At 42.0% G+C, this 26,495-nt stretch carries 26 protein-coding genes, 2 tRNA genes, 1 pseudogene and 1 CRISPR repeat array; of the genes and pseudogenes, 14 read left to right on the top strand and 15 right to left on the bottom strand.

Annotated elements, in window-relative coordinates; all coding sequences use genetic code 11:
- Positions 1–63 precede the first annotated feature (63 nt).
- The 4 genes from AC5590_RS26325 to AC5590_RS26310 form a co-directional block, all read right to left on the bottom strand.
- On the bottom strand, positions 64–1,308 hold the full coding sequence (locus tag AC5590_RS26325; RefSeq protein WP_169266298.1) for a serine/threonine-protein kinase: 1,245 nt from the start codon (positions 1,306–1,308) through the stop codon (positions 64–66).
- Between the two features lie 482 nt (positions 1,309–1,790).
- On the bottom strand, positions 1,791–2,159 hold the full coding sequence (gene aroH / locus AC5590_RS26320; RefSeq protein ID WP_211178540.1) for a chorismate mutase: 369 nt from the start codon (positions 2,157–2,159) through the stop codon (positions 1,791–1,793).
- A 78-nt stretch (positions 2,160–2,237) separates the two neighbouring features.
- The gene (sppA, locus tag AC5590_RS26315) at positions 2,238–3,059 is read right to left on the bottom strand and encodes a signal peptide peptidase SppA (protein WP_169266296.1); all 822 of its coding nucleotides are present in this window, start codon (positions 3,057–3,059) and stop codon (positions 2,238–2,240) included.
- A gap of 546 nt (positions 3,060–3,605) precedes the next feature.
- The gene (locus tag AC5590_RS26310) at positions 3,606–3,893 is read right to left on the bottom strand and encodes a hypothetical protein (protein WP_169266295.1); all 288 of its coding nucleotides are present in this window, start codon (positions 3,891–3,893) and stop codon (positions 3,606–3,608) included.
- A 545-nt stretch (positions 3,894–4,438) separates the two neighbouring features.
- Here AC5590_RS26310 and AC5590_RS26305 point away from each other — a divergent pair.
- The 4 genes from AC5590_RS26305 (at position 4,439) to plsY (ending at position 7,997) form a co-directional block, all read left to right on the top strand.
- Positions 4,439–5,236: an MlaE family lipid ABC transporter permease subunit gene (locus tag AC5590_RS26305; RefSeq protein ID WP_169266294.1), complete on the top strand. Its 798-nt coding sequence runs from the start codon at positions 4,439–4,441 to the stop codon at positions 5,234–5,236.
- A 138-nt stretch (positions 5,237–5,374) separates the two neighbouring features.
- Entirely contained in the window at positions 5,375–5,794 is a 420-nt protein-coding gene (locus AC5590_RS26300) for a DUF3119 family protein (protein WP_169266293.1), read from the top strand.
- A 139-nt stretch (positions 5,795–5,933) separates the two neighbouring features.
- Complete coding sequence (locus tag AC5590_RS26295; protein WP_169266305.1) at positions 5,934–7,229, top strand: DUF3086 domain-containing protein; 1,296 nt, start codon at positions 5,934–5,936, stop codon at positions 7,227–7,229.
- Between the two features lie 75 nt (positions 7,230–7,304).
- Positions 7,305–7,997, top strand: a complete 693-nt coding sequence (gene plsY / locus AC5590_RS26290) for a glycerol-3-phosphate 1-O-acyltransferase PlsY (RefSeq protein ID WP_169266292.1) — start codon at positions 7,305–7,307, stop codon at positions 7,995–7,997.
- 313 nt (positions 7,998–8,310) lie between these two features.
- Here plsY and AC5590_RS26285 read toward each other — a convergent pair whose 3' ends face one another.
- Positions 8,311–9,183 carry a DUF4388 domain-containing protein gene (locus AC5590_RS26285; RefSeq protein ID WP_169266291.1) on the bottom strand — a complete coding sequence of 291 codons (873 nt, stop codon included), beginning with the start codon at positions 9,181–9,183 and terminating at the stop codon, positions 8,311–8,313.
- A 539-nt stretch (positions 9,184–9,722) separates the two neighbouring features.
- Here AC5590_RS26285 and AC5590_RS26280 point away from each other — a divergent pair.
- From AC5590_RS26280 to AC5590_RS26265, 4 genes are all read left to right on the top strand, one after another.
- Positions 9,723–10,484, top strand: a complete 762-nt coding sequence (locus AC5590_RS26280) for a DUF6816 family protein (protein WP_171975452.1) — start codon at positions 9,723–9,725, stop codon at positions 10,482–10,484.
- Between the two features lie 265 nt (positions 10,485–10,749).
- Positions 10,750–12,570 carry an ABC transporter ATP-binding protein gene (locus tag AC5590_RS26275; RefSeq protein ID WP_169266290.1) on the top strand — a complete coding sequence of 607 codons (1,821 nt, stop codon included), beginning with the start codon at positions 10,750–10,752 and terminating at the stop codon, positions 12,568–12,570.
- 110 nt (positions 12,571–12,680) lie between these two features.
- Positions 12,681–12,763: transfer RNA gene (locus AC5590_RS26270), tRNA-Tyr, on the top strand.
- A 93-nt stretch (positions 12,764–12,856) separates the two neighbouring features.
- Positions 12,857–12,928 (top strand) — tRNA-Thr (locus AC5590_RS26265).
- A 574-nt stretch (positions 12,929–13,502) separates the two neighbouring features.
- Here AC5590_RS26265 and AC5590_RS26260 read toward each other — a convergent pair.
- Both AC5590_RS26260 and cas12k read right to left on the bottom strand, forming a co-directional pair.
- Positions 13,503–14,612 (bottom strand): annotated as a pseudogene (locus tag AC5590_RS26260) (IS630 family transposase).
- 130 nt (positions 14,613–14,742) lie between these two features.
- Positions 14,743–15,075: a CRISPR direct-repeat array (repeat unit 37 nt; unit sequence CTTTCAACCCGCCTCAAGCGTCGAGGGGCGTTGAAAC).
- Positions 15,076–15,590: 515 nt separating this feature from the next.
- Positions 15,591–17,528 carry a type V CRISPR-associated protein Cas12k gene (gene cas12k / locus AC5590_RS26255; protein WP_169266289.1) on the bottom strand — a complete coding sequence of 646 codons (1,938 nt, stop codon included), beginning with the start codon at positions 17,526–17,528 and terminating at the stop codon, positions 15,591–15,593.
- 69 nt (positions 17,529–17,597) lie between these two features.
- Here cas12k and AC5590_RS26250 point away from each other — a divergent pair, with 69 nt between their 5' ends.
- From AC5590_RS26250 to AC5590_RS26240, 3 genes are all read left to right on the top strand, one after another.
- Entirely contained in the window at positions 17,598–18,056 is a 459-nt protein-coding gene (locus tag AC5590_RS26250) for a MerR family transcriptional regulator (RefSeq protein ID WP_169266288.1), read from the top strand.
- Positions 18,046–18,198 carry a hypothetical protein gene (locus AC5590_RS26245; protein WP_169266277.1) on the top strand — a complete coding sequence of 51 codons (153 nt, stop codon included), beginning with the start codon at positions 18,046–18,048 and terminating at the stop codon, positions 18,196–18,198. The genes AC5590_RS26250 and AC5590_RS26245 overlap by 11 nt, the downstream gene beginning before the upstream one ends.
- A gap of 92 nt (positions 18,199–18,290) precedes the next feature.
- Entirely contained in the window at positions 18,291–18,569 is a 279-nt protein-coding gene (locus tag AC5590_RS26240; RefSeq protein WP_169266287.1) for a restriction endonuclease subunit S, read from the top strand.
- A gap of 77 nt (positions 18,570–18,646) precedes the next feature.
- Here the strand turns inward: AC5590_RS26240 and AC5590_RS26235 are convergent, their stop codons facing one another.
- The gene (locus AC5590_RS26235; protein WP_169266286.1) at positions 18,647–18,832 is read right to left on the bottom strand and encodes a hypothetical protein; all 186 of its coding nucleotides are present in this window, start codon (positions 18,830–18,832) and stop codon (positions 18,647–18,649) included.
- A gap of 206 nt (positions 18,833–19,038) precedes the next feature.
- On the opposite strand from AC5590_RS26235, the gene AC5590_RS26230 reads away from it, so the two are divergent.
- Entirely contained in the window at positions 19,039–19,551 is a 513-nt protein-coding gene (locus AC5590_RS26230; RefSeq protein WP_169266285.1) for a MerR family transcriptional regulator, read from the top strand.
- A 9-nt stretch (positions 19,552–19,560) separates the two neighbouring features.
- Here AC5590_RS26230 and AC5590_RS26225 read toward each other — a convergent pair whose 3' ends face one another.
- The 6 genes from AC5590_RS26225 to AC5590_RS26200 all read right to left on the bottom strand — a co-directional run bounded on the left by AC5590_RS26225 (position 19,561) and on the right by AC5590_RS26200 (position 23,499).
- Entirely contained in the window at positions 19,561–20,064 is a 504-nt protein-coding gene (locus AC5590_RS26225; RefSeq protein WP_169266284.1) for a TniQ family protein, read from the bottom strand.
- A complete protein-coding gene (locus AC5590_RS26220; RefSeq protein ID WP_246163044.1) occupies positions 20,064–20,210 on the bottom strand; it encodes a hypothetical protein in 147 nt (48 codons plus the stop codon). Before AC5590_RS26220 ends, AC5590_RS26225 begins: the two co-directional genes overlap by 1 nt.
- A 35-nt stretch (positions 20,211–20,245) precedes the next feature.
- Positions 20,246–21,145: a TnsB C-terminal domain-containing protein gene (locus tag AC5590_RS26215; RefSeq protein ID WP_246163043.1), complete on the bottom strand. Its 900-nt coding sequence runs from the start codon at positions 21,143–21,145 to the stop codon at positions 20,246–20,248.
- Between the two features lie 409 nt (positions 21,146–21,554).
- On the bottom strand, positions 21,555–22,733 hold the full coding sequence (locus AC5590_RS26210; RefSeq protein WP_169266283.1) for an SGNH/GDSL hydrolase family protein: 1,179 nt from the start codon (positions 22,731–22,733) through the stop codon (positions 21,555–21,557).
- Positions 22,734–22,810: 77 nt separating this feature from the next.
- Positions 22,811–23,155: a DUF3593 domain-containing protein gene (locus tag AC5590_RS26205; RefSeq protein ID WP_169266282.1), complete on the bottom strand. Its 345-nt coding sequence runs from the start codon at positions 23,153–23,155 to the stop codon at positions 22,811–22,813.
- Entirely contained in the window at positions 23,152–23,499 is a 348-nt protein-coding gene (locus AC5590_RS26200; RefSeq protein WP_169266281.1) for a DUF2499 domain-containing protein, read from the bottom strand. The genes AC5590_RS26205 and AC5590_RS26200 overlap by 4 nt, the downstream gene beginning before the upstream one ends.
- A gap of 52 nt (positions 23,500–23,551) precedes the next feature.
- Here AC5590_RS26200 and csaB point away from each other — a divergent pair, with 52 nt between their 5' ends.
- A complete protein-coding gene (csaB, locus tag AC5590_RS26195; protein WP_169266280.1) occupies positions 23,552–24,595 on the top strand; it encodes a polysaccharide pyruvyl transferase CsaB in 1,044 nt (347 codons plus the stop codon).
- Between the two features lie 9 nt (positions 24,596–24,604).
- On the opposite strand, the gene AC5590_RS26190 is transcribed toward csaB, so the two are convergent.
- Positions 24,605–25,171 carry a Uma2 family endonuclease gene (locus tag AC5590_RS26190; RefSeq protein ID WP_169266279.1) on the bottom strand — a complete coding sequence of 189 codons (567 nt, stop codon included), beginning with the start codon at positions 25,169–25,171 and terminating at the stop codon, positions 24,605–24,607.
- Positions 25,172–25,654: 483 nt separating this feature from the next.
- Between AC5590_RS26190 and AC5590_RS26185 the strand changes: the two genes are divergently transcribed.
- Positions 25,655–26,329, top strand: a complete 675-nt coding sequence (locus AC5590_RS26185; protein WP_169266278.1) for a hypothetical protein — start codon at positions 25,655–25,657, stop codon at positions 26,327–26,329.
- Positions 26,330–26,495: the final 166 nt, after the last annotated feature.

Raw genomic sequence — 26,495 nt, 5'->3', positions numbered from 1 at the left:
ACAGCTTTGTTAGGATACTTAGCTACACCACAATATTTACGGTAATTCACGCGGGAAGTTGAATTACTGTAAGACCTTTGACGCTTCAGGTGAAGGATTTTGAATTTTAGGAATAGGAGCAATCATTTGCACAGACCAGTAGCTAAAAACCATGAAAATCAAACCAGATACTACGCCCAACATTAAGCCAGTGAGTAAAGTCAGTTTTCCTGGAGAAATACAAATAGTCTGATCGTTTTCTGATGATGGATTAAGAGTTGACTCCTGTGTTGGTGTGTAGAGTTTGGTTACTAACTCCACTATCTCTTGTTCTGAAATATTGTTTGTTTGGTTGTTTAAAAGTGGTGCGGATAGGTTGTTCTCAAAAACTTGGTTAACATTCTGCTCAGGAAAGGAGTTTTGGTACTCGGATCTTACATTTTGTGGTAGAAGAGTAGAAGCCCACTGTTGTGTTGACGTGTAAAAATCAGTGAGTGGCGCAAGCGCTTCTAATGCTTCTTTTGCCGAGTTATATCGGTCTCTAAAGTGGTGACATACCATCTTATTGAGTACTAAAGCAAGCTTCTCATTAACTTGAGCTAACTCTTGCCAAAGAATTTCACCTGTATTGCGGTCTTCAGGTAGTTGTGTCGGATGCACTCCTGTTAGTGCTTGGATAGCAATCATACCTAGGGCATAGATATCACTATTAGGACGTGGTTTGCCTCGTTGTTGCTCATGGGGCATATAGCCTGGTGTACCGATCGCAATGGTTGTATATTCAAGGGGAATGAAGTTTGAAGTTTTTCCTTGATTTATAATCAATTGATTCCAAATTGGCTTGACCGCACCAAAATCAATCAGGACTAACCGATTGTCTTGCTTTCGTCTAAGAATATTACTGGGCTTGACATCTCTGTGGATCAGTCCGCAACTGTGGACAAAATTCAGGATACTCAAGACCTCCCACAGTAGTTGAAAAACTTTGCTTTGGGACCAGCGATCACCAGGTGGCAATTCTACACTGAGGGCATGCCCTTCAATGAACTGTTGCACCAAGTAGAATTCAAGATTGTCTTCAAAATGAGCTAAAAGATGAGGAACCAGGTCATAGTTGTCCAGTTTTTTCAGGGCTTCTACTTCTCGGCTAAAAAGTTTTCTACGTATTTCTACTGGAATTGGAAACTGACTACTAGGTAAGAAATGTTTTACGACACAGGTGGGATAATCCGGGAGGTGGGTATCTTGAACCAAGTAGGTTTGACCGAATAGACTTTTACCTAAAATTTGAACAACCTGGTAACGCTCCCCTTGTAACTTGGTTAACATGTTACGACATACCTGACGGTTGCATTAACTCATTTTACCTAAAAAATCTTTATTGAGCAAAATTATACACGTTTTGCATTCATATTCATCACCTTACCTCACCCCCCGCAAGGGGGTGAGGTTTTGGAACTTAAGTTTCTGTTAGAAATATGCTTTTTACCAAGTCGGCTTTACCTAAATTCGCCAAACCCGTATTTCAACCTCACAAACAGTGCATTTAGTAGTTTCCAGAGGTTTAGTGCCACTAAAGCAATGCCAACAAAAGTAAAATCAAATCAACACGAAAGTTATCCAATGGTCTCCAAATTGTTTGTGATTCTTAAGAATAAGGATCGAGAATAGCAAGCAGGTGAAGCCAGCACCACACTTTTACCTAAAGTTCAGGGGCAAAAAGGAATTGATCTGGCTGGGTTGATGGTGCTTTGTTACACCTGCTTAAGTATGGAGAATATGCATAATCGCAGAAACTGTCAAATTTCACCCTACAAAAGCTGGGGCACATTCCAATCAGGACGTAACTCTGCTGCCTGACGCAAATAGGCATGGTAAATTGGGGTGGAGGTCGGGAGATAGGCGTGAACTAAAAACCGGATGCAACGTTTTAAGCTGCCATCAACTTGCATTTCCTGTACATCTAACATAGGTACACTGTCCCAGTAGGGGCGTGAACGTGCAATTGCAGCAGGAAAAGTAGCATTTAAAACCTTTGTTACGGAGAAAGTCACACTAATAATATCTGTTGGATGCAATTGATTCCGTTTTTCTAGTTCATCTAGTAATTCAATTACAGCTTCTCGCATTGCTTCAACCGTATTTTCTGGGACAGTCGTTGCTCCGCGAATAGCCCGCATTCGCCACTCCACTCAAAAATCCTCCTTATTATGAAAGGTCATTAATCAAATGACCAATGACAAAAAACAAATCACGATTTATGGTCTATACAACCATAGGGGTAAACCACTGGTAGACACCTCGAATTCGACCCAACCGAAACCAGCCCCAAGTCCTGAAGAAGCTTGACGGCTTCCTGGCAAAATGCGGCTCAACAGAGGTTTGGGTTCTTCAAAGGTGTAAACGGGGGCTTTTTCCGGGTCAAGACCAGCCAGCTCCGCAGCCCAACGCCGAGCATCTTCTTCCGTTCCCAGACGATCTACAATACCTAACTCTAAGGCTTGCTGTCCAGTGAAAATTCGACCGTCTGCGAAACTTCTCACAGTTTCTACTGCCAGGGAACGTGCGTCAGCTACTGTCTGAACAAACTGCTGGTAACTTGTATCAATTAATTCTTGCAAAATGCTTTGTTCCGGTTCTGTTAGTTCCCGATCAAACGCCAAAATGTCTTTGTAAGGACCAGACTTTATAACTTTAAAGGAAACACCTACTTTTTGCAACAGACGTTCCAAGTTATTACCACGCAAAATCACACCAATACTACCTGTAATCGTACCAGGGTTAGCCATGACGTGTTGCGCTCCCATGCCTACGTAGACTCCACCAGAAGCAGAAATGTTACCAAAACTAGCAACTATTTTTACTTTCTCGCGCAACCGCTTCAAAGCACTGTAGATTTCTTGAGAATCTCCTACTGTCCCACCAGGACTGTCTATCCGTAGCAGTAAAGCCGGAAATTTTCTTTCTTCTAAAGTTTTTAGGGCTTCTAGTACTCGCTTGCGAGTCGCACCGGCAATGACACCCGTCATTTCAATACGAGCAATTTGTTTACGAAAATTGGGCTTAAAAGGCCAAACCATGAGCAGTAAAAAAACCTCCTAACAAACTTAATCATAAAACGTTAAGCGCTCAAACCACTTGCTTTCCCTATGTTAAGAAAAACAAGCAAGTCCTATACATTATTAAATTTAATAAAAATTTAATAATGTATGTAGATATTGACCTGCTATGATACTTAAGTAAAGAAAAAAAAAGTAAAAAATACTTCAAGCAGTAGAAGACAACAAAAGTTTTTTATCTTCCCCAAAAAATACAAGCATATATACTTAGAAAAATACTACAGCCTACCCTACAAAGGGTAAGTAGCTTAATATTTATTAGATTGACTTGAACATAGCGCAATGCAATATTAACCTGCAGCATCTGCAAGCTTAACAATTAAAAGGTGTATTTAGCGTATGAGTATATGTAGTGTAGTGGCATTCAACATAAATCATCGCAGTTGATTTATGCCAATTGCGAGTGACGCAGCACTACCAGCGTATGAATTATTGAGAAGTCTAGTTCCTAATCCATCAAGACACAGAACAAAATACAAAGGCAGAAGTAAGTAAAACAGAATAAATCTATCGCAGCATTTGATACCTGTAATAAGCATAAGTATCAAACAGCGCTCCGACAAAACTGCAAGTTGAACAGATAACAAATAATCCTCCAACAGGGGTGCCACTGCCAAATACAGAGAGAAACTCAGTAATTAGACTGGAAACAACTTCTGTAACCTCTTGTAAGCCAGGAATATAACCAGCCAGGGATAAGGCGAATAACACGCCACCAAACAATAACATGGGAGTGACGAAGCTAAAAATAATCGATAGCACCAGTGATCGCAGAAAGTTCATCATAATAGTCATTGGGATAAGCTCCTTAAGTTCACAAGGCAGACAAATTTAGTCTAGTCAGTTGTCACCTTCTACAATAAGCGCGATCGCCCCGGCTCAGACGATAGTTCAAAAATCTTAAGTTTTTATTAAAGTATATACACAATCTCCCCAGGATATGTGGCTAAATGCAAACAGGGTTTGACACAGCCCAAACCCTGAAAAATCAACCTTTAATCATGTCGTTGCAGCTTTTGCCCTAGTGATAAGGCCGCTTGCTAAAGCTTAAATTTCTGAGATTTGCTTTAAACTAAGTTAATCTTTCACGAAAGCAGAGGACTGAGGCAGTGAGGGAGCAGAATAATTTATGACTCATGACCCTTCGGGTTCGCCAGATGCCTGGCTGTCGGGAAACCCTCCCGCAGCACTGGTCTGACTTCTGACTCATAACCTCTTAGAAAAGTGAGATTTTACGAGATCCTGTTAAGCGTTAAGCCTTCCCTACAACTGCCACCAAGTCTGATAACTAGCTCTGGAATTCGCTATGATGGCGGCAGTTACAGAGTTGAGCTTCAACATTGAGTGAAACAACATCCAAATCTGGTTTCGGAGTATGGACTCAGCGATTGCTGGCAGCAATTTTCTTGGCTGGACAAGTCATAGTTCACCTGTTACGGGGGAGAATCAATCGGCGCAATACGCTAGAGCAAATGGCAGCAGTCGGTCCAGATTCCCTTTTTATTGCCCTAGTAACGGCTGTTTTTGTTGGTGCAGTATTTACTATTCAGGTGGCGCGGGAGTTTATTAACTTTGGCGCAGGAAACTCAGTTGGCGGAGTGCTGGCGGTAGCGCTAACACGCGAACTCTCGCCTGTTTTGACAGCTGTGGTTTTAGCAGGACGAGTAGGTTCAGCGTTTGCAGCAGAAATCGCCACAATGCGAGTTACTGAACAAATTGATGCTCTTTTAATGTTAAAAACTGATCCAATTGATTACTTGGTTATCCCTCGTGTACTTGCATGCTGCTTAATGTTACCAATTTTAACGCTCTTATCTCTGGTAACAGGTATGCTAGGGGGATTAATTATTGCAATAAATATATATAATTTGTCGGAAAATGTGTTTCTAGACTCAGCCCGCAGCTTTATTGGCATTTGGGACATTGTGAGCGCCATGATTAAAGCGTGTTGCTTTGGAATTTTAATAGCCGTCATTGGGTGCAGTTGGGGTTTAACGACAACCGGAGGAGCAAAAGGAGTCGGACAATCAACCACAACCGCTGTTGTCACTGCTTTGTTAATTATATTTGTTAGCAATTTCTTTCTTTCTTGGATTATGTTCCAAGGAAGTGGCAGTGCATCATTGCAAGGGTTGTAGACCAGTTACCAGTTACCAGTTACCAGTTATCAGTTAACAGATATTTCAACCTTCTTCGGTTTTAAGAGTTAAGCGTTCCCTGATTGGAGTGAGGATTTATAGTCCTTAGTCTATACACTAGCTCCTAGAATAGAAATAATGTTTACTAAGGAAACAGGAGTTTTGACTGTGACGACTTCATATACGTCTAACCCCGCATCTACCACCGTCGAGCTCAAGTCTAGTTACAATATACCCTTGGTGTTAGTGGTTGCAGCAATCCCAATGCTGATTGTACAACCTTGGGTGGCAGGCTTGATGGGTCTTTTTGGCTTGTTTCTCATGTTTCAAGCTGTCACACTGCGTCTGTTATTTACTCCTACCGATTTGGATATTTACAGAGGTGAAAAATTAATTCGGCGCTTTCCCTACCGGGAATGGCAAAACTGGCGGATATTCTGGAATCGGGTTCCTATTCTGTTTTACTTTAAAGAAGTTAAAAGTATTCACTTTCTGCCGATTTTATTTGATCCTAATACTCTCAAAACTTGCTTAGAACAACGCTGTCCGCGCATTTAGTCCCAAGAGCAAGTTTGCAAATGACTCAGAACAGAGGACTCATTGCTCAGAACTATTTTGGACTTAAGACTTTGATAGCAAGTAAATTATATATTGCTGAAAGCTATTTATTCGCGTCATAGGAATGACACTGTTGTTTATGAACCCAGAGGAATTTCAAACACCACAACCAACTGATGAGTCGTTCAAGCACAAAGAACAACCCAAAGTTAAACAACCAGAAAACTCTAAAGTTGAGTCAGTGGTGGAAATAGCAGCGCAAAACTCCAAAGTTGACACACAGAATAAGCCGCTGTCGTCGTCTTCTGCTGTGTCTCATTCAGGCGCAGCAGAGCAAAATCTTATAGATGAGTTAACGCCAGAGTCAACTGCCGAGGTTGTGACGCTTTTAGAAGAGGAAATTACCGCGCTGGGATCACAAGTAGAATCAGAACCACAAAATTATCGTCAACAAGAGGAACTCACACAACGAGTTGCACAGTTGCAAAGCCAAAAACAAGCGCTGAAAGAAGAAATAGCAAATTTGCAAGCCTCTTACAAAACTCTTTACAGCCAGTTGGGCGAAACTCAAATGACGATGACGCAACTGGTGCAAGAGGCGCTTTCTGGGCTAGAACAACGTAAAGCAGCGCTGCAAATTTCTGTAGAACAGTTGGAACGGCGTCAAGAACGGATTCGCAATGAGATGCGAACCACTTTTGCAGGCACTTCTCAAGACTTAGCAATTCGGGTACAAGGTTTTAAAGACTACCTCACAGGTAGTTTACAAGATCTGGCAGCAGCAGCAGAACAGTTGCAACTCGTGCCAAAACCGAAACCAGAACCAGAAAAGCTAGAAGTCAAAGAGGTTAAGCAAGCCCAAGCCCAAAGCGCAACCCCAGAATTTGCTCAACAGCAGTTTCAAGATACGACAAAACAAGTGCGGCGTTTGATTGATCAGTATCGCGCGAAACCAGATTACTATGGTCCACCCTGGCAACTGCGTCGCACTTTTGAACCAGTTCATGCAGAACGAGTTTCTAACTGGTTTTTTAGCCAAGGAGGACGAGGTGCTTTGCGGACGACGGGCAGTCGGTTGCAGAATATTCTTATTGCCTCAGCAGTGATTTCGATATTACACCAATTGTATAGCGATCGCCTCCGCACTTTAGTATTAGCAAATACACCAGAACGCTTGGGTGAATGGCGACGAGGTTTACAGGACTGCTTAGGAATTGGTCGTCCAGATTTTGGACCAGACAAGGGTATGGTATTATTTGAAACTCCAGAAGCTTTAGCACAAAAAGCAGACCGACTCGTAAAAGCCAATCAACTACCTTTGATTTTGATTGATGATTCTGAAGAGCAAATTAGTTTGGCACTCTTGCAGTTTCCTTTGTGGTTAGCCTTTGCTCCTGACCCCAAAATGATGAGAAATTATGATGATGACTATTAATGAGTCATTAGTCATTAGTCATTCTTCTTGACTTTTTTGAATTTTGAATTTTGAATTTTGAATTTTGAATTGTTTATGGCTATTTGGTTAAGTTTGTGCGGAGCAGTTTTGGTGTTAGCTTATCTCGTGGGTTCTACACCCACTGGATACACTGTAGCTAAGCGATTGAAAGGTATTGATCTCAGGGAAGTTGGTTCCGGTTCAACTGGTGCAACTAATGTGCTGAGAACTCTGGGAAAAGGGCCAGGGGCTTTTGTTTTAATGATAGATTGCTTGAAGGGAGTGTTAGCGATCGCTCTGGTTTGGTGGTTGTTCAACTTTGCCCCGAGTCAAAATCTTATTCCTTCAGAAGTTAATCCGCAATTGTGGCAACCTTGGATGGTGATTTTATCTGGGTTAGCTGCCATACTTGGACATAGTAAATCAATTTTTCTCGGTTTTGCTGGTGGTAAATCTGTTGCAACTGGTTTAGGTATTTTACTGGCGATGAATTGGCAGGTTGGTTTAGCTACGTTTGGCGTTTTTGCTATTGTCGTGGCTATATCGCGGATGGTCTCTTTGAGTTCGATCACTGCAGCTATTGGCGTTTCTCTTTTTATGGTGCTTGTGCATCAACCTTTACCTTACATCCTCTTTGGTGTTGTTGCTGGCTTGTATGTTATTTTGCGACACAGTAGCAATATTGGGCGTATACTTGCAGGCACTGAACCAAAATTAGGGCAGAACTTACAGTTGGAAGCGGTAGAAAGTGTAAACTCAGCAAGTTAGCTGATGTAGGTTAGTTCTCAGATTTTGGTATTCTCTAACATCTAAGCAAATTGACACTCCCCGATCGCTCACCAGACGGGGATTCTTGGTTAGTTGACTCGCCGTTAGACGACAGGGTTTTCAGCCTACTTTCTTATAAAACTGTCAGCCATTGAATCCAAAATGGCGTAGAGCTATCTGCGTGGAGCGCAGATCGCGTAAGCGCAAAGCGCACGCTAAGAGAGTTCGCGCAGCGTCTGAGCAGGAGATACAAAGCAGCGTCTCGTAGAGAAGCTATCGCTCCTCACAAAAGTGTCAAAGCAACTTGTGAAACTTAGGTTTTTAAAAAACCAACCAGATTTTGTAAAAACGAAGTACTTATCTTGAATGTTTCTGAGTTTTTGGATTTTTTGAATCCGAAAACAGAGGAATTGTCCGAGTTAGAATTCATCGGATCATTTGTTTTATTAACTATAAACTCTGCTACGGAAACTTCTTCTACCAAACCCACAAGCATGAGCCGGAAAGCAGCTTGCTGAACTATGGTTATTGGTTGGTTGAGTTGAGATGCGATCGCACTTAAAGAAATACTACCATCAGCCAATTCCCACACTTGCCACTCTAATGTATTCAAGTGTATCTGGGGTTTGTCATCAGTTTTACTTCTAATTCCAGAACTCACATCTGGGAGTACCTCAGCAAGCATGTTCCAGTTTTTTAACCCTCTGACAGCCATAAGAGCCACTTCTAGTGTTCTCAAGCTGAGTCCTGTCATCTCCTGCAAAGGCAAATTTGCCTTAGTATCTAGTTTAAAAACTCCCTTTTGGATTTCAAAAAGCTCTCGAATTTGGTGTAATTGGCTGGCGAATAATGAATTTAGCTGTTCAATACTTAATATTCCTTGAGTTTTTAATAGTGATCCCAGCGGTAGTGTTGCTGCTGTTTGCGTCCAAACTTCTTCAATAATTTGCTGGTTTACCCAGCCCCGTTGTGTCATCTTGTAAGATAAACCTTGACCATTTAAGTGATTAGCTGCAGCAACAATACAGCCTAATCGAAACCAAATGTAGTAGTAATGGGATTTAGAACCTGGTATATGAATGTCTGGTAAAGTACAAACCGTTAAACAACCGGATTTACGCCCTTGATCAATCAGTTGAAACAATTCAGCCAAGGAAAAATCCGTAAAAGAACTAGATATGCTCATCCGTGCAAATACTATAAAAGAGTCAAATTATACAAACAAACCACCCTGATATTTTTTTAGCCACTATGTTTGATAGGGAGCATCCTAGTTTTGAAAAAAGACGAGTAATGGCGGCAGCTTTTGGGGGGAAGCGGGGGAACATAACGTGCCTTGGAGCATCTTACTCCATACTTGTAGCAGTAGCCGGCTGTCCGGTCTGCACTACAAGATGAAATCAATTTACACTCTTTGATACTTCCTGTTTTATACTTGCTTTTATGAAAAAACTTAAAAGAGATATACCTGCAAAAAGATCGAGTTTCAATAGTCCATTGCAGTCAAAAATGACTATTGACAAATTACGACTATCATGAACAGTTTGACAACTCAAATAGAATTGTTATTCCGATTTTATAATAACAAAGAAATGGAGTGAAATCTTGAATTTTTCGATATTTGAGTTAACTTTTATGAATAAATAGCAATTAAATTTTTAATTGAATAAGTTATGACTCTATTGAAAGTTGATATATTGGCAAAATTTTCTCATGATGTATGTTATGAATGTAATTTGGAGTTTTTGCTTGATTTTTGTATTCCTGGTATTTCAAGCTGAGGCTCAAGCCGGAGAGTTATCTGAACGTTTGGCACATTTTCCCGAATGGGAAAAATTAACTTCCGTGCGACCTGCTGTGGGAGATTTGGTTTATCCTAACTGGATGATGGGTTCTTGGCAGGTGAAAAGTACGCTGATAGATTTAGTCGCACCGTTAGCTCCTGATATCGTCACACCAGGATTTGAGGGTAATCGTGAATATCTCAACAAACCTGTCAGTTTTGAAGTGCGATTTGTTCGGGAAACAACGCCTCATTCTGGATTGAAAATCATCCCCCGAACAACTAGCAAATCAGAAGTCGTGGCAGATAGAGCTTTTAATGGCTTGAATTTGGCACGCTCATATTTAGGTAACAGCGTGTTATCAGTCAAAGTCGATCCAAATTCTCCTAATCGTCAGATTACGTTTTTACGTGGTGAGCGTCAGCTTGTTTCTATTGTTACAGCACGTGCTACAGAAACAACGCCAGATGGTAAATTCATCACAACAGAATTATTTCAACAACTGTTTAAAGGTGGTGGGCGTCCTTATTTCAATACTGTGGAATCTACGACTGCATATCGCAAACTGAACCAGTTAAATCCTACCATAGAGGCAGATCAAGTCACTGCTATTTATTTGTCGCCTCAAGATCCAAATTACTTTGCCGCTCTTTCTCAACCAGTTGCACTTTATCGCTATCACTTGGAATTTTTCGCCCAATAGTCACCGATGAAGAAATACGCTTAACAGGGAACGCTTAACAGGGAATAGGGAACGCTTAACTCTTAACAGAGAGCAGGAGGAAAGAATTAGAGATGAATCATTTGTATCAGGTCCGATCGTGAAATGGTATTGAAATCAATAACTCCTCGCAACTCAACTCCTTCTAAAGGATGATTTACCATTCTTAACTATTGACTGCAATGTAGTATAATTGTAGTATAAGCTTTCAGGAGTTATAGACTAGCGCTCCAAGGGCAGGTGCGTCATGGCAAATTTTCGAGATATTCTCAACTATTTCCGTCCCTACTGGTCGCTAAGTATTTTCAGTATCGCAGCAACCAGCATTTACGAGGTTATTGATTTGGTTGTTCCTTATGGGATTGGGCAAATTTTAAACGTTTTGTCTAATCAACCATTAGATAAACCACTTGAAGGAGTGATTGCCACAATCTCAAAGCTAACCAATAACCCAGTCAATAAACCTCTAGAGTTGGGTGTATTGCTGAGTTTAATTTTTCTTGTCACCGTGTTGAAAGCGCCGACTCAGCCTTGGCTAACGACTTGGTTTCACTGGGATATAGCCTTAAGAGCACGTCGTGATCAGAACCAAAAAGCGATTGAGAAAATTCTTACTCTACCACTAGAATTTTATGATGAAAACAACCCCGGACGCATTGCCGGACGAGTCGCAAGAGGTGTCACCAACCACACCTGGAGTTATCCTGAGATTTCTGGACAGTTGATTCCCAAACTGTTCCGCGTATTGGGAATTTTTGTGTTCATCTGGTTTGTTGACTGGCGAGTTGCGGTTCTCTATCTCATTTCCTTTGTCATTATCCTAAGCTTTACCTTAAGAAAATTGCAGCAATTGATTTGGCGCGAAAACCGCCTGGATAAATACATGGAAGATACCGAAAGTCGGACTTCCGAAATCATCTCCAATATCAAAACAGTCAAAGCATTTGCTACTGAAGCAAAAGAACTACAACGGCAAAAACGACGCTTGATTCGTGAACTGAGGGTGATTGAAACTCGTATCCACAAAGGTTATGTCAAGCTCAATACCTGGCAAAAAACTATGATTCAGTTTTGTGTTTTTACAGTGCTAGGTTTGACGTTGGTGGAGACAGTAAAAGGTCAAATTTCCCTAGGTCACTTTGTCATGACTTTAACTCTTTCCAGCATGGCTTATGCCGAGTTGGAACCTATCAGCGTCCTAGCGGAGGTTTTTGCCCGTCGCTATCCTTCAATGATGCGGTTTCACGAGTTCCTCAAAGTCCCAATCAGAGTCGATGGAGTTGGACTTTTAGAAGAGCGAAACATTGCAAATAATCCTTACCAATTTACAGGGAAAGTCGAGTTTTCACACGTCAGTTTTGGATATCAATCTGAACGTCCAGTTTTGGAAGATATCAATCTTTTGATAGAGCCATATCAAACAGTAGCGTTAGTCGGTCGTTCTGGTTCTGGTAAGTCTACCTTAGTGAAGCTGCTTTTGCAGTACTTTGAACCTCAACAAGGTCAAATTCTGATTGACGGTCAAGATATTCGCAGCCTTGATGTCGGAAGCTATAGACGAAGACTGGCTATAGTTCACCAAGAAGTCGATGTTTTCAACGGAACCTTGCTGGATAACCTGAGATACGGGAAGCCTGATGCTAGTTTTAAGCAGGTTCAAGAAGCCTGTAGAATCTCCAGACTAGATGAAGTCATACAGCACCTACCTGAAGGCTATTACACAGTAGTCGGTGAGAGGGGTGTGAGGTTGTCTGGTGGACAAAGACAGCGCTTAGGAATTGCTAGGGCATTAGTTATGGAACCAGACGTGCTGATTTTTGACGAAGCGACTTCCAGCTTAGACTACGAGTCAGAGCGTTCTATTCAACTAGCAATGCGCTCAATTCTGGGAACCCGTACTACAATCATCATTGCCCACCGTCTGAGTACAGTACGGGAAGCAGATAAAATTGTGGTTCTGGATAAGGGCAGGATTGTAGAAATAGGTAACCACGACGAACTCTTGCGCCACAAAGGAATTTACCGCCGCTTGCACTCACTGCAAGAAACAGGTGAACTCGTAAGCTAGGGCACAGGTTGTAGGGTATGGGATGGCTTAACTGTGCCCTATGACTTTTTTTTCAAAAAGAGCTTGCAATTTAAAAGTATTGTGATAACATAAGAAGTCGTGGACAACATGGGTCGATGTCCGAGTGGCTAAAGGAGGCGGACTGTAAATCCGCTGGCTAACGCCTACGCTAGTTCGAATCTAGCTCGGCCCATCTCAAATCTCAATATTATGTGTTGAGTATTGAGTCTGCGAAAAGCTAACGAATCTGTGAGTAGTCAATACTCATTTCTCAAAACTAAACGTTGCCCGTGTGGCTCAGTGGTAGAGCACACCCTTGGTAAGGGTGAGGTCACGAGTTCAATCCTCGTCACGGGCTTTCTATAAAATCACATCCTTCGGCAGCAGTTGTGTACATCAACTAATTATTTGTCACTGTTAACAGATTGATGTCACTTTTAACAAGTTAGTGTCAGTGTTAACAGAATAATTGTCACTTTACCAGACTTCCACGCTTAATCGACAAATAATTACTAGTTTTAACGAATTAAATGTCAACATTGCTGAGTTCATTCTCTAATTCTACTTTCAACGAAGAAGATTGAACTCGTGACCTCTTTCAACCCACCTATATTTAAAGAATATATTGGAATTTTGAGCCTAGCTTGCGGAACATAGTAATGCTCTTTTAACCTGCCCCTATGCGGAAGGTTTGTTGTAACCATGCGCGTTTAAACAACAGAATCAAGACAGCTTCTCTTTCAACCTGCCTCAAGCTAGGAGAGGCGTTGAAACGGTTTGTGAGCGTGATTTCCTCTTTTCTTTGAATGGACTTTCAACCCACCTCTTGCTAGGAGGGGCGTTGAAACTCAGGTGTGCAACGTTTGCCAGCTTCAAAAGCATAGCTTTCAACCCGCCTCAAGCTAGTAGTCCACCAAGGAAACTTTGCAGGGTTAAACTGAAGGATATAACCGCTCAAGTTTGTTCCGTGCATCTGTAGTTTGAAAGCGCCAGTTTACACTTGCCCGTTCTTGATTACGTTGTTTTTCCCAAGCGAGAATTTAAGATTTTAACATTTGTGCTTGTGGAATTCGTCGCTCTAAGCATTGACGGGACAAAACGGATAATTCAATCTCTACTTGATTTAACGCTCCTTGCGTGTTTTGGCGTATAGTGGAATTCCAGTTTTTGAACAATCCGGCGTGCTTCTTGTGGCTCAAAAACTTCATACAAGGCGGCAGGATTGTGAATATTAAGGTTATCGACTACCAAGCGAATAACATCAGCTTTTGGGCAGTAAACATCAACTAAATCCTTCATTTGCTTTGCGAAATCTACTTTTGTACGCCGTTGCGTAACTTCAATATGCCGCCATCCTGCCAAAGGTTGGAAATACGCAAATATATTAACACTACCGTTACGCTTATACTCGTAATCATAACGCTCGGGCTGGTCGGGTTCGGGAGGTAATGGTTGTCTAATCTCCTCTACAAGTTGATATGGGGTCTCATCAAAACAAATTACTGGGCGCTTGGGGTCATAAGGCTCGTTGTATAAATCTAATACATCTTCCATCCGCAAAACATACTCTGCATTCACTTCTGGAATACACCATTGCTCTCTCAACCACGGTTTGATTTCGTTTTTTTTAGAGTTTGACGCACTGTTTCGTCAGAAATAGAATCGACAACACCAAGGCTTATGAGTTGGTCTGCTAAAAGCTGCATTGTCCAACGCGTTCGTCCTTCAGGTGCAGTCGAACAGGCTGTAGCAACAAGAAAGGCTTCTTGCTTACCGTCAAGTTTACGAGGCTTCGGGGGATGAGGGCGGTCTTGAAGTGTATACTCCAATCCCCCAAGCACAAATTTTTCACGCGTGCGCTCGACAGTTGAAACATTAATTCGTAGGGTAGAAGCGATCACGTTATCTGAATAACCCTCACTCGCCATTAGAAGAATGTTCGCGCGGGTGATGCTTCGTGCCTTATGCTTACCTGTTTTAGTTAGCGATCGCAGTTGGGAAATCTCAGTCTCATTTAAGTCCACTATGTATTTTTTCACGATTATACCACCTTCTAAACCGTGGAAGTAGCTTATCAATAATCGGTATCACCCTGCAAAATTAGTTTGGTGGACTACTAGGAGGGGCGTTGAAACAAAGAATCGACGGTAAATTTCGTGCCAAATTTCTTGACTTTCAACCCGCCTCAAGCGTCGAGGGGCGTTGAAACCTCAAGGTGGGCTGACGTTCCAAAATAGACCATTTGTCCTTTCAACCCGCCTCAAGCGTCGAGGGGCGTTGAAACTTCCCTCTTATTCAGAGGAGAGGGAATGTCCGGATGCTTTCAACCCGCCTCAAGCGTCGAGGGGCGTTGAAACAGGGATGGGCGATTCTCATTTTCTTTCTCTCAAAGACTTTCAACCCGCCTCAAGCGTCGAGGGGCGTTGAAACATCTGCTTTTGAAAATCTTCACTAACAAAATCATGCAACTTTCAACCCGCCTCAAGCGTCGAGGGGCGTTGAAACCCCGCGCCTAAAACCCTTTATTTATCAAGACTTCTAGAAGCACTTTTGGCAAACCAACCAAAATCACTCGCTACTTGAAACTTAAAAAAGTAAATCAAGTGACAGATAACAACCTAGAAACCTTGCCAACAAACAGATTTGAAGATTTGGCAGCAACCCCAGGGAAATTGACTCCGCTTCGATTCGCCAAAAAAATAATTAAGGTGGGTTCCTCCTTGCTCGGAGGTGATTCAGTAGCCACCCTTCGGGTTCGCCACTTTGCCGGAAAGAAAATCTCCCCGGCAAGTGGACTCACCACTGCGGTAAACCCGCACCTCTATTACTGGGGGCGCACCTGATTCCTATCCACAAGGGATAGCAGCTTCAAGGTGGGCAGCTACCAGGGTCAGAAAGCAAAACTGTTTGACAACAGTCAAACTAACCCACATTTACACAGTACAGAGGCTTGTAACAAGCATGAACTGCGGCGCTATTACTAACTCTTATTTTATTTTCAAGGTTCGGTATTTTGTCAATCAGGTTTTTTGACGGGAATGGTAAGCTGCGATCACTAATTCTTTCGCTTTCTGGTGTGGACTACCTCGAATCGGCTGTATTGCAGACTCTATGACAATTCCAGCTTTAGCTGCTTGACTTTGAACGCTAGAAATCAATCTGCCGTAGCTCCACTGATGGACGCTAACTCGGTACTCTTTGGCATACTTTTGTTGAACTTCTATTAAGTCTGATTTTTGTTCGGCTTTGGCTTGAATCTCACTCTGAACTTGCTCCCGCATATCGCTCAACTTGGGGAGAACGATACTTCCCGCAGAGTAAGTTTGGGCGATCGCCACAATTTCAGACGCCAGTAATCTGTCTACATACTGTCCTAACTCTGATTCTCCAAATTGATTCGGTGCAGCAAGCGTTTGGGCGATTTGGCGTTTGTGGGATAAGGAGTGCTTTTGCTTTTGTTGTCGGTTTAAAAGTTTGTAATTGTTGCCTAATAGCTGTTTAATACTGCGGTAGATAAGGACTTTACCTGTTGTGGCATCCACTACCGCTACTGTTGCAGGTTTTTCTAAACCGAGGCTTACACCCACAAGAACGTGGGATTGACCTTTGTGTAAAGGTTTACTTGGACGCGGAAACGGATTGCTGATTCTTGCTAAGGTGGAGTTTTTGCGTTTAATATGGGCTAGCTGTTTCTCATTTAGGTCGCCTTTTTCCTTTGTTTTAGTAATGGTTTTGGCAATTTCTTCTGCTTTTTCTTGTCTAACCAGTCCTGTTCCTTCATCTGTCCACAGACGGGTATCTACACAACAGTAGAGACTCAAGCGGTGAATGTTCCAAGGTACGGCTGCCGCCGCGCTACCGCGAACACGTTTACCTTCCTCTTGGAACCAAGTAATGCGTCCGCTACGGAGGGTGAATAAGCTACTAGAGTGTTGGTTTTTACTTTCATGCTTAATCTGTTGGTCTTCTAGAAAGCGTTGAAACCAGTGCAGATAACGTTGGTCGCAATAAACCTCAAATGTATGCTCGCTCAATCCATTGAATTTTACACAGATGCGTCCTTGGTGGTTTTTAAACCAAGTCATATCTTCGTTGGTTTCGTAAGCAATTGGAAATGGCACAGAACTTGATTGCCTTAAAAGACTGTCTTGCCAAGATATGAATTGTGCTTGATTGTTAGGAACTTGATGAGTAGCGACGAATAGAGTGTCTAACCATTTGGTATCAGTTAAATCTCGACCTTTGGGAATTCGAGCTTCTAGCTGTTCTCGGAGGCGTTCAATCTGAATTTCAATCTTGCGGTGACGTTGAGCAAATTTTTCCGGGTCTTCTTCTTTATCACTGACTTTACAGCCATTTTTGAGCAAATAACTAATAGCGCAACGAGTTAAAATGTCTTCTGTATCGCGGTAAGCCTGAAATAAAGTTGCAGATAAACTGCGATTGTTGTCTGAATTTTGAGATTTTCTGGTCTTTTTGACTGTATTACCTTTTTTCTCCTTAGCTTCCACTAGAGCAGACTGTGGACTCAATTGAGCCAAGATTTCATTAGCTTTTATACGAAGGCTGTCTAAAGTAACACCACTGGCTTCTACCAATTGTTCATCACTTCTAAGCATTTCTAGCCAGCGAGTTTTGCCTTCTAGTTTGTACTGTAACCGCTTCATCAGTGCCAACCAAGAAAAGTAGATGTAATTCACTGTGGCAATCGCACTTGCATAAAACCGTGCTGGTTGACTGATAAAACGAGGGTCAGTTTTCAAAGGTTGGCACAATTCTTTGACAATACCAGTCGGGTGTTTACCCTTTTGTCGCCAAGTCTCAAAGTCTTGATGTTGAGGCACATTGAGCAACAGTTCGTTAATCAGTGGCGTGTTTTTCTCTGCCATTAGCTTCCATAGCTGTTGGCGGGTAGATTCGCTTGCTACTAAACGACACTGAATAGTAATCTGGCTCATACGCTTACTAACATATATGTACACTAATAACATAAATGTTTGATTCGCCGCTGTGTCTACAATGATTTCATGCAAGAAACGTTTTTTACGAGTAAACAGGCGGCTGAAATCACAGGCTGCACCTTGCGTCAACTCCAGTACTGGCGTGAAAAGGGTGTCGTTGTTCCCGTTATCAGTGAGACGGGAACAGGGCGTAGTATTTATTACTCAAAAGCTAATATAGTTGAACTGGCAGCAATGGCATATTTACTGTCTACGGGGTTAAGTTTTGAACTAGCCAGTGAAACCCTTAAAAAGCTGAAAGACCAAGAGCCGGATTTGTTTAATTCAGGTAAGGGAAGGCGTTTTATGTTGCTATGGGATGGGAAAAAACGAACGCTTTTACTTATGGAGTTTGACCGAGAAAAGGCGATCACATCTCTAGATGAAGGTAAATCTGTGATTCCTGTATGGTTGGACGTAATTTATCAGCAGTTGGCGGTTAAGGAGCGAAAATCTTGCAGCGAAGTAAATAACTATGAGCAATGAAGCTAATACCTGTCGTAAGTATGTTGAGCCAAAGTTAGAGGACGCGGGGTGGGAGACACAACCGCTACGGGATGATAACGTTGACACTTATCGTTACTTTGGTAATCCTCTTTATACTTATGCTGTGTTCTTTGAGGGTTAAGGCACTTACAAGAAAAAAAATACCCAACGCAAGTCCTACGCCCTTCGGGCGCTTGACGACCTCCACGCGCCAACTCGTACACCAACTAGTTATTGAAGGTTGGGTATTTTTTTATTTGGATCTCCCTAAATGACTTACTTCTGGAACTAGTAGAAAAGTCTACACATGATACACGTAAACTAGAAACGCCAAAGCTTTTAAATTTCAAAATTCCAGTCCCACCTATCCCGGAACAACGCCGCATCGTCGCCTACCTTGATGAACTTCAAGCCAAGGTAGACACAATAAAACGACTGAGAGAAGAAGCTATGAAAGAACTTGATTCACTGCTACCTTCCATACTTGATAAAGCATTTAAAGGAGAGTTCTGATTAGCTAAAGTAGACTAAAGGCTCACCAGCCGCTAACTGATGAGCCTTTAGCAGTGAATCAGGACAGCCCGTAGAGCTTACTGGTTCTTGTGTTTAGTTGGATCAACTAGTCTGTACCGCTGGTTAGCTTCTGGAGTAGGGGGTAGTGGATTACCTTGCGTGGAGGTAATCTCATGCCCCTTACTACCACCACGCGGACCAGTTACTTCGTACTGTCCACTGGTAGGAGTTTTATCACCAGGTTTATACAGTTTGTCGTCCATTAAAAAAACCTCCTTTCTAGAAATACGACTCAATACTAACACTGTGTTCTACAAAAATGGCTATTTTGTAGAATATAGTTGTCAAAAAGGTAGTTAAGAAATATTAAGTTTTAGATAATTTCAAGAATTTGGTACAATATGAGACTAGCTAAAACCTATGGAGGTTAAAAACTAAATTCTAGAAAGCAAGGGGAAGGCAAGCTGCTATGAGCCAGATGATGGGTTTCACAAGAAAAGAGACAATGCAGTTGACAGGCTGCACATCTAGCCGACTTGCTTATCTAGAAAAAGTAGGTCTAATTATTCCTTACAGATATGGAACGAACAGCGGAAGACCTACTGTGGTTTTTAGTTGGGAGCAGCTTTTAGAAATTCGTGCTATCCGAAATTTAAGACAAGAAGATGTCTCTTTGCAGACAGTCAGAAAAATAATCGAATTTTTAGACCAAAGTGAATACGACAACAGGTTGAGAAATAAACAGTTAGTTGTTGTCGAAGATGAAGTCTTTTGGATAGAGCAAGACTGGTCTGACTTTGGCGCTAATATGCCTACAGCTTTAAAAGTTGCCAGCAAAAAAAATAAGGGAATAGGTCAGTATGTTTTACTGGTAATACCACCATTGATCGATATTGTTAAGGACATTTGGGAAGCGGCTCAAAATTCAAGAGTAATAGACTTTCAAAGCTTTAAAGAAAGGGCAAAAGCTGTACCAGCATAGAATGGGTTCTCAAACGAGCTTTTGATATCCAACCATCTCAACAAAGTTCAGAAAACACCGGTGACACCATCCATCCATCCACAACGCCGGAACCTTAAACCTTGCCCCGCAGTTAGGACACTCAGACAGCAAGCTTAAATTGTGGCTCGCGCATCCCTGCGTCACCTTAAACTGCCACTTAATTTTATGACAAGGTGACTGGGCATAACAAGCCGCACACAACCGAATTGGCTCTATTTTCATCCCCACTCCAGCAGGTGGCAACATCTGCTCTAACCTATCGGCATCAACCCCCACCACAGTAGCTAACGCCTCCAACTGCTGACGAGAAGGAGGAGGATTAAAGCGAAACTTTTCCCAACGTGCGATCGCTCCCCCAAGTCCCGCAGCTTTACCTAACCCAGTAGGCGTTAATTCATTTGCCCGTCGAAAGCGTCCCAAAAAATGACTCAAACTTTCCCCTTCCAATGGTTCAACTTGAAACAACCAGGGTTTAATATCTTCCGCTTCCATCACTTATATTCAGTAGCAACTTCCTTCAAAGTTTCTAAGTCAATCTTTTGTAGTCCGTTTTTCAAAGCCCGAATCGCAGACTCTCGCAAAATCATATCCATCAAACCGATATAGCCACCCGTCGCTTCTCCCAAAGTCTTCAACATCGTCTTACTCGAAAGATTGGAAGCAACTGGTAACTTTAAAATTTGCTTCTCCCAAATATCCACCGTCCGCTTAAAATCTTCCCCCGACATTTTCCCAAAACGGTACCCCCATCCGTATAAAAATGTTGCGGCAAACCAGAAGTACCCCATTCTTCATTAAGTGCATATTCTGAACTATATTGCTTGGGCAAAATTGCATGACGCAGCGCTAAAGCCACAACAGTCGAACTTGGTGCATCGTAGCCCAAGTTAATCCCCATAATGCAGCGCGAATAACTATCAATAACCGTTGTTAACCAAGGACGACTAAGAATTTTGCCTGAGCTGTCTACTAATAAAACATCAACTAGGGTGTGGTCGCATTGCCAAACTTGGTTACTATGTTCTACTTGTAAATCTTTCCCATCACGGGTTTTCACTGATAGCCGCGAACCACGCCAACCGGGAGAGCGAATACTTTTAGCTTTCTCCTCCTTATCAATTAAGGGTTTCAAAACACGGTAGACCGTCATGTGGGAAGGAGGCTTCACCCCTAGTTCATCTGCTCTCGCCTTAACTCTAACGGCTACCTGTTGGCGAGTCATTCTTTTACTGCCTTTATTACCCTCCTTATAGGTCTTCAAAATAAACTCTTGCCAGTTTTCATCGACTCGGTGCTTTCCTTTGTCAGCTCGTTGACCTTGAACTAGCCCAACTAAACCTTCTTGCTCCCACTTATCAATTAGACGCCTAACTGTGCGTACTGATTTGCCAAGTTTTTCTGCTGCTTCCTTGAGCCGTTCAGCGTATGTAGTGCGATCGCCTGCTGAGAGCAAACTTTGAATCACCTCCATTTTCAACTTCGCCTCATCCGAAAGTTCCGACACAATGACATTTGCTTCGGTGAGAGTGCTATTTGAGTTTGCAGGTGTTTTAGAAGAAGGAGCTTCCTGCATATACATATTTGTTTAATTGAAACACATATGTATATTATAACTACGCAGACTATGCAGAGTGACATTTAATCTGTTAAGTTTTCCAAAACTCGGTAATTTTTCTTGTCCCTGTAAAGTGACAGTTAAATTGTTAAAATTCGGCTATTAGACATTTAATTTGTTAATCGGGATTAACAGAGGTTGTGAGAAGTCTAATAATCAAAAACCTGCCATAACCTTGATTACAGCAGGATTTCAGTTATTTGCACGTTATGTGACAATATTTTGTTAAATTGACAAATAATTAGTTAATGTACAAGTTGTGTACAACCAACTACCCCGCTGCTTGAAAATTGTGCGATGTCTATTTACATCCCTAAGTACGTCTGGCAAAAGATGGTGTAACGATTGAATGCGTGATTTCCCCAAGTCAATTTTTCTTCGGCGAACCAGTCCCTAATATATCTAATAACGCTTTTCGATAAATCTTTATACCTTCAGCATTGAGATGGTCGCCATCACTCGTTAAATTGTCTTTTAAAACATTATTTTCATATAAAGGTTGTACACCGGATGATTCAACTGGCACATTTTCTGTTGTTGCAACTTGATTCATCACAGTATTTATTTCTTCCACTTTAGCCAATGGGGCTGAGACACTCGGATCAATACTCGCAGCAACTGTTGAGTAGAAAGCAGGAATCAGAAAAATTTCTTTAGTTCCCATTGCTCTGACTAAGGAAATAGCTTCTTTGAGTTTTTCGGTAAATAACTCATTGCTAAGTCCATACCAAGCATCATTTCCACCAATAGCAATTATAGTTTTTTGGCACTTCACATTAGCAGGAGCTAAAAGTTTCAGTTGTTCAACTAACGAAATTGCACTCAATCCATTTAAGGCAAAATTAAAAGTCCCCTCACCAAGAGAATTCCCGAGTTCAGCAGAAACAGAATCTCCAAATAAGCAACCTGAGAATTGCTTACCTTGGCTTGCTAGTATCTGATACTGGGTTTCGATTTGCCATATAGGTGTAGAACTGAGATTATCTTTTGGTGGTACATTAGGTGAATTTGAAGAAAAATTGGATTTCTTCATAATTTCTAATGCTGCAGGCACATCCACGACTAGTTTGTCACTGGGATAGGCTTCTAGAAAGCTGATGATTCCAAGACCTTCTTTTGAATTTGTTCCCAGGATAACAGCAGCTCTTAATGCCTGTATTCCAGCTTGATCACGACGTGCAATGCCCTTGGAAACCACAGCTAAAAGTCTTTTACCAAGTTGTGTGTCTAGTAGCTTATCCACAGCCACAATATCAAGAGACATTTTTACCTGAAGAGCCTGTTGTAACATCTGTTGCTGTTTAGGATCCAAGTAATTCAGGAAAGATTTGAGTTCGGAAGAAACCTGCTGAGTTTCGGCATACTTACGTAAATCTTCCACAGGAAGTGACTGCTCAAAAAATCCATACCGGATCACAAATTTTTCAGCAGCAAAACTAGAAGATGAACTAAAAAGACTATCAAAAGTTAAAAATACTGCACAGCCTGATATACACAACAGAAAACGGCACAAAAACTTAATTGCTAAAGATATTTGCAATGACATGAATGATTTTTCCAGGTTTTGAAAAAATTTCGCTTACAGTTCTTTTCAGGTTTCATGAAAATGATGATTTGGCAATTTCACTCCTGAGAAAGAGTGGAAGATGACAAATCTTGCTTGGGAGAAGTAGAGGGGTTAGCCTGCTGCTTCTGAATAATAGCTTGGCGAAAACCCAGCACAACCAAAATATTAGCAAGTGTCAAGAAAAATTCTGCACCTCCATGTAGCCAATCAACATTTGCCAAAGACTTTCCATAATGCACTTGAGCATAAATCCCCGCTGGAATGGTGACGGCGACAAAGACAAGAGTACCGTAGAAACCATACAGTGCCAAACGGGGCATTTGCGGACTGCGGCTGAGAAACCACAAGAAACCCAAGTAGGGAAACAGGGAAAGGGCAAACAGGGTTTCTTTTGAAATCATTGCTTTGATTCTATAGTTTTGGTGGAGATGGGATTATTTGCAGTTTCGGCAGACTTAGTGGAACGCCAAATCCACACTGCAGCAGCCCCAAGGGTATAATTACCCAATAAAGTCATACTAGCTTGCAGTGTTACCAACCATTCTAGAGATTCTGGGTTATCAAAATAGTGCCAAGTGCAAGCACACATGGCGCTGACCAGAGCAGGTAACATAGCAAAAGACAATCCCCACCAAGTACGGTTACCAGTGACTTCACCGTATTTCCAAATTAACCAAATAGCGGCAATCCACTCAATAACACTAGATACGTGAATAATCCAAGTCGGAATCGAAAGAGCGTTCATAAAAGTCAAAAAGTCAAGAGTCAAAAGTCATAAATTAAAAATCAGAAGAAAAATGCGGGTACTACTGTCTGGATATTACGGTAAAGGAAATGGTGGCGACGAAGCTTTGTTAGCAACGCTTTTACAGATGCTACCACCATCAGTCACACCTGTGGTTCTCTCTGGCAATCCAGAAGAAACTAACAGTCGCTATGGTGTGGAAGCGTGCGATCGCATGGCACCTTTCACCGTACTACAAGCTTTGCGCTCCTGTGATGCCTTTATTTGGGGTGGTGGTAGCTTAATTCAAGATACAACCAGTGCCGTGAGTCCATTTTATTATGGGCTAATCATGACATTAGCTCAAAAAATGGGCTTAAAAACCATTGCTTGGGGACAAGGAATTGGTCCTTTGAGGCGTTCTGTCACGCGTTGGTTAGCACAGCAAAATTTTGGTGGTTGTACAAAAGTGAGTGTGCGCGATCGCGCTTCTGCTGCATTACTCACTGATTGGCAAATTCCTTTTATCTTAGCTCCTGATCCAGTTTGGGCGCTACAAAGCAAACCAGTTCCTGGACTTTGGGATTTACCCGCCCCCAGAGTGGCGGTAACTTTGCGAACTCACCCCCAGTTAACCCAAACACGCCTTGCTAACCTAACTCGTGCACTGGTTGATTTTCAAAAAGCCACACAAACCTTTATATTATTGTTGCCATTTCAAAAGAGTGAAGATTTAGAGATCGCCCAAGCCATTCAACCGCAACTTAAAGATGTCAGCAAAATTTTGTGCTTGGAAGAACCGGAACTTTTAAAAGGAGTGTTTCGCGGCGTGGAAATGGCAATTGGAATGCGCCTACATAGCTTAATTATGGCAGCAAGTGAAGGATGTCGCTGCTTTGCTCTGAGTTATGACCCCAAGGTAAATCGATTGATGGAAGATTTGGATATGCCTGGTTGGGATTTGGCTAATTTGCCAGATGATCCTAATTTCATTAGCACAACATGGATGGAACATTACGCCAATGGCGATCCATTATCTTCTGAAAAAATCCAGTCTTTGGTGGATAGAGCGTTGATCCACCGCGATGTGTTAAGCGAAGCCTTAATGGATGATTAATGCTTTTGTTTAACTAAATATCCGGGCAATCGGACAAGTGAACCCGCTTAAGAGTGGTGAACTTAGTTCGTCATTGATAACTAACGTTGCTACCAACACCAGTGTAGCTTGCTGCCGTCGATGCACTTGAATTTGCTGCAACTGCCAATCAACAATCCAGTATTCTTGGACGCCTTGAGTAGCGTAAAGCTTCAGCTTCACTTGTTTATCGCGTCGTTCGTTGTTGTCGCCAGGAGAAAGTACCTCAACCACTAACTCTGGTGCAGCGGTGAGGTGTCCTGCATCATCTATCACCAATGCTAGCCGTTCATTGCTAATCCACACCACATCAGGAATGACGTTATCAGCATCAGTGAAAATAATACCAGCTGCCGTGACAGCTTTTCCCAAACCAGATTGGCGAGACCACAGTTTCAACTCTGTACAAATATTGTCAGCAGCTTGTTGATGTTCCCAATGTGGTGCATGTGTCACAAATAACTCTCCGTCTACAATTTCATAGCGCTTGCCGTTATCTGGGAACAGCTCTAAATCAGCAGTTGTCCAGCGTACCTGGTTAGTCGTAGTCTGGCTCATATGGGCATCTTCTGAAGTCTGTTTTTCTAATGTACCAACAGCAAACAACCCTTAACCCAAATAGCGGCAGAATTATTAAAGTTATTGTCTCTGTAAACTCTGAATACATGGTAGTGTACTCATAAGTCTCTGCCTCAATCACTAACTCTAAACAACGAGCTGCGATAAGCCCGCTTGCTGACTTGTTGTCCGTATCGCTTTGTTTTGCTCATGAGTTAACGAAGCCACATCATCCACCACGAACTCTGAATGCATTAACCCTAAGCTAGCTGGTCAAGCGGTTTTTTATTTCTAAAGTTCAGGAAAAGTAGGAAAAGCTGAAAAAGTAGACAGAACAAACAGCAGTTCAACAAAAAAAAGAAAAAGAGTAATAAAAATAACCAGAGAATAATATAAATTACTGTTTTTTTTTCTGTTTTGTGTTACATAAATTATAAGTGAATATACGCTGTTCCACCTTATACAGTTAGCAGAGGAGTCTCTATGCGTTTTTCCCAGGTTCCAGCAATTCTTGCGGGCACAATAGCCGCTTTTGTATCAATTGCACCCGTACGGGCAGAGGCTGCAACTTATCAGGTGCAGTCTGGAGTCACTAGCGTCTATCATGACCTGAGTTATCTCAGCAGTATCGGGCTAAACTTGACAGGCACGGATAATACAGTGCAACCAATTAATAGTAATTTTTTGGTTGGCTTCAACATTACCCCAGCCACAAACTTCACGTTCAGCGACGCGAATGGTTTGACTCCACTTTTAGGTACAATCGAACACACTGGTACTGTTACCTTCAATAACCAAGTTACTGTTGGTAACTTTTCAGTTGGTTACGACCCGACACGTGCCACCAACAATACCAGCGGTCTTTTTCTAAAAGATACAGTGTCTCTAAATACAGTTTTGTTTGATTTGAGCACTCCAGAAAAATTGGCTTTTGATGGCAAAGACTTAACCCTAAGTAATGTTAAATTGCTGTTTTCTCCAGAATTTGCTGATATACTTCGCAACCCTAGCTTAGCAGGTGGGTTGGGTGGAATAGTACAGCTTGATGCTAAAGTTGTTCGAGTTGCTACCGTACCTGAAGGAGCAAGTGTGCTTGCAATTTTGTCACTCAGTGCGGTTGTTTTGACAACTAAGCGTAGTAAACTGCTTATCCATTAACACTCAAGAACATTATCTTAACTATTTCGTTTTCACCCACTGCTATAACGCTTTCGCATTATAGCAGTGGGTCTTTCGTTGAAATAACTTACCTGAGATCTTGCACCTCACCGATAGTATGCCTTGAACTCAAGTTCAAGGCTAATAACCCAAGTCCGTTAAAACG

The sequence above is a fragment of the Brasilonema octagenarum UFV-OR1 genome (genome assembly GCF_963888615.1).
In the GTDB taxonomy this organism is placed as follows: Bacteria; Cyanobacteriota; Cyanobacteriia; order Cyanobacteriales; family Nostocaceae; genus Brasilonema; species Brasilonema sennae.
This window is presented reverse-complemented; position numbering and strand designations above follow the sequence as displayed.